The organism is Trebonia sp. (genome assembly GCF_030042015.1).
Classification (GTDB): domain Bacteria; phylum Actinomycetota; class Actinomycetes; order Streptosporangiales; family Streptosporangiaceae; genus Trebonia.
Map to the genome: position 1 here is coordinate 1 of NZ_JASIAL010000207.1, position 3,318 is coordinate 3,318.

The following is a 3,318-nucleotide window of genomic DNA, read 5'->3' on the forward strand; positions in this document are numbered from 1 at the left end:
CGCCGGCGCTGATCGCCGGGTTCAGCGTGCTCGAGTCGCAGACGCTGCCCGGGCGGACCACCGAGGCCATGTCGTGGCTGTCCACCGGGCTCTCCATCGGGGTCGCGTGCGGCGCGATCGCCGCGGGGTTCACGCTGTCCGGCTTCGGCCCCCGGTGGGGCTACGTCCTCGCCGCCTGCTGCGCGGTCGCGAGCGCAGTGGTCTGCGTGGGCGGCCTGCGGCGGCTGGCGGCCGCGCGCGCCTGGTGAGCCGGCCGTGAGTGCTGCGGTCACCACGTGAGCAGTCTTCGGTCACAGAAGGTGCCAGCCGTGGCCGCTGGCCCCTCGCGGCGCAGGGCAGGTCACGAGTCAACCGCGCCAGCGGCGGGCCCGTAGCGGACATTTCCCCGTCCAGCGGTGAACCACCTCCCGGAAGCCGCTCATGGACCATGATCACGGGTCAACGGGGACCGCCTGCGGCCGCCTTCGGCCCGTGATCATGAGGCGCATCCCCCGGGCGGGCACGCCAGCGGCACGGGCGGCAGGGGATGGCGGGGGGTCACGGCCGGGCACAGATCCGGCTCATCCGCGGGTACCCGTGCCGGGCAGCCGCGATCGCCGCGCGCAGATGCCTGAGTCAAGCGTCATCCGTCATCCCCTGGGCAGTTAATTCAGGCATCCCGCCGGGCGCGCGACGCAGGGCGGCGCAGGGTACACGCGGGGCCCGGCGGCGGAGGAAACCGCGGTGCCGCCGGGGCGCCCGGTGTGCCCGGTGTGCCCGGGGCAGCCGGGACAGCGCAGGGCCGGAGCAGGCGACTGCACGCTGACCCCGCAACCGGGGACCGGCTCACTAGCCCGCGGGGGCGACCCCCCGGAACCCCCCGGCTGCGCCTTGACGGCGCACCTGCTCCGGGGTGGGCGCGGTCCTGTTCCCCGCGCCTCATGTCCCCTGCGCCCGGTAGGCTGGCCGGCATGTCACGACCAGATGGACGGGCGGCGGACGCGCTGCGCCCGGTGCGGCTCACCCGCGGATGGCTGGAGCATGCCGAGGGGTCTGTGCTCGTCGAGTTCGGCGCCACGCGGGTGCTGTGCGCGGCGAGCGTCGCCGAAGAGGTGCCGCGCTGGCGGCGGGGCAGCGGGCTTGGCTGGGTGACCGCCGAGTACGCGATGCTGCCCCGCGCGACGAACACCCGCGGCGAGCGGGAGTCGGTCAAGGGGCGGCTCGGCGGCCGGACCCAGGAGATCTCCCGGCTTGTCGGGCGCGCGCTGCGGGCGTGCGTGGACTACAAGGCGCTGGGGGAGAACACGATCATCATCGACTGTGACGTGCTGCAGGCCGACGGGGGCACCCGGACCGCCGCGGTGACCGGCGGCTACGTGGCGCTGGCCGACGCGGTCGCCTGGCTGCAGGCACGGGGGCGCTGCAAGGGATCCCCGCTGGTTGCGTCGGTGTCGGCGGTGAGCGTGGGGATCGTGGACGGCGAGGCGCGGCTCGACCTGTGCTACGAGGAGGACTCGGCGGCGGAGACCGACATGAACGTGGTCTGCACCGGGTCCGGCGAGTTCGTGGAGATCCAGGGGACGGCGGAGCGCGAGCCGTTCGGGCGGGCGATGCTTGCTTCGCTGCTCGACCTGGCCGAGTGCGGATGCGCGGAGCTTTCCCGGCGGCAGGCCGAAACCCTCAATGGCTGATCCGGCAGTTCCCCGCCTGGTCCTGGCTACCCGGAACCGCGGCAAGCTCGCCGAACTCTCCCGCATCCTCGACGCCGCCGGGTTCGCCGACGGCCTCGCCGGCCTTGACTCGTTCCCCGGCGCGCCCGACGTTGCCGAGAGCGGCCTCACGTTCGCGGACAACGCGCTGCTCAAGGCCCACGCCATCGCCGCGTACACCGGCCTGCCCGCCGTCGCCGACGACTCGGGCCTGTGCGTGGACGCGCTGCACGGCATGCCCGGGGTGTTCTCCGCGCGCTGGTCGGGCAGGCACGGCGACGATAAGGCCAACCTGGACCTAGTCCTCGGCCAGCTTTCCGATGTCTCCGCCCGCGGCGCGCAGTTCGTCTGCGTCGCGGCGCTGGTCCTGCCCCCTGAGCCAGGCACGGACGACGGCGCGCCGCGCCAGGAGTGGACGACGACGGGCGTGCTCGCCGGCTCGCTGACCCGCGTGCCCCGCGGCAGCAACGGCTTCGGCTACGACCCGATCTTCGTTCCCGAGGGCGGGTCGCTGACCACGGCGGAGCTCGCCCCTGAGGAAAAGGACGCGATCAGCCACCGCGGCCGAGCGTTCCGCGCCCTGGCCCCGGTCATCGCCACCCAGGTCACCCAGACCTAGCCCGCCACTCGGCATGCCCGATTTGTGCAGCGGGCCGGGCGGTCGTATTGAAGTTGCGGACCCCATCGCCAATAGGCTCGCTGCCTGGGGCCGCAACGCCAAAAGACCATCTCGCGCCTCCAGTTACCCTCCGCCGGGCGGAAGCGATACCGTGGGCTTTCCCGGCCCGGTATAAGGAGGGAACCTGGTGACCGGAAAGCGGCTTGAGCCTGGCGACGAGGCGCCGGATTTCACGCTGCCCGACGCGGACGGCAACCTGGTTTCGCTGTCCTCGCTGCGCGGCCAGCGGGTGATCGTGTACTTCTACCCGGCGGCGATGACCCCTGGATGCACGAAGGAGGCCTGCGACTTCAGCGACAGCATGCCGGACCTGCAGTCGGCCGGGCTCAGCGTGCTCGGGATTTCCCCGGACGCCCCGGCGAAGCTGGCGAAGTTCCGCGAGAAGGAGGGGATCACGTTCCCCCTGCTGTCCGACCCCGACCGCAGCGTGCTGTCCGCGTACGGGGCGTACGGCGAGAAGATGAACTACGGGAAGAAGACGACGGGCGTGATCCGCTCGACGTTCGTGGTCGGCGCCGACGGGAAGGTGGAGAAGGCGTATTACGGCGTCAAGGCCACCGGGCATGTGGGGCGCCTGCGCGCGGACCTCGGCGTCTGAGTTCAGATATGCTCCGGCACGGGCGCGAGCGCCCAGGCCGGCGCGCGGGCGTGGCGAAATGGCATACGCGGCAGGTTTAGGTCCTGTTGGTGGCGACACCGTGGGGGTTCAAGTCCCCCCGCCCGCACAGCATCCGCGCAGGTGAGCGCCGGGTAATCCGGCCCGGCAGAGGGCCGTGACACCGGTTTGACACTCGGCTCACGCACTGCGGGCCTCCTCGATCAGCCGGGCGAACGTTCCTGCGGCCTCGCGCTGGGAACCCGGCAGCACGTGCGCGTAAACGGTGAGCGTGACCATCGGGGAGGCGTGGCCGAGGCGCTGCGACACGACGTGCACCGGCTCGCGGGCGGTCA

At 72.5% G+C, this 3,318-nt stretch carries 3 protein-coding genes, 1 tRNA gene and 1 pseudogene; all 5 read left to right on the top strand.

Annotation, left to right across the window (positions count from 1 at the left end):
* A pseudogene (locus Q1N79_RS10695) lies at positions 1 to 248 on the top strand (MFS transporter); the annotation flags it as partial.
* Between the two features lie 702 nt (positions 249 to 950).
* The gene (gene rph / locus Q1N79_RS10700; RefSeq protein WP_300607659.1) at positions 951 to 1,670 is read left to right on the top strand and encodes a ribonuclease PH; all 720 of its coding nucleotides are present in this window, start codon (positions 951 to 953) and stop codon (positions 1,668 to 1,670) included.
* Entirely contained in the window at positions 1,663 to 2,307 is a 645-nt protein-coding gene (gene rdgB / locus Q1N79_RS10705) for an RdgB/HAM1 family non-canonical purine NTP pyrophosphatase (RefSeq protein WP_300607662.1), read from the top strand. The genes rph and rdgB overlap by 8 nt, the downstream gene beginning before the upstream one ends.
* 187 nt (positions 2,308 to 2,494) lie before the next feature.
* Positions 2,495 to 2,965 (top strand): thioredoxin-dependent thiol peroxidase, encoded by a 471-nt coding sequence (bcp, locus tag Q1N79_RS10710; protein ID WP_300607665.1) that lies wholly within the window; start codon positions 2,495 to 2,497, stop codon positions 2,963 to 2,965.
* Positions 2,966 to 3,009: 44 nt separating this feature from the next.
* Positions 3,010 to 3,092 (top strand) — tRNA-Leu (locus tag Q1N79_RS10715).
* Positions 3,093 to 3,318 lie beyond the last annotated feature (226 nt).

Bases quoted from the DNA above. Each gene is read 5' to 3' on its own strand.
- rph (WP_300607659.1), top strand. From the start codon at position 951: ATGTCACGACCAGATGGACGGGCGGCGGACGCGCTGCGCCCGGTGCGG.
- rdgB (WP_300607662.1), top strand. From the start codon at position 1,663: ATGGCTGATCCGGCAGTTCCCCGCCTGGTCCTGGCTACCCGGAACCGC.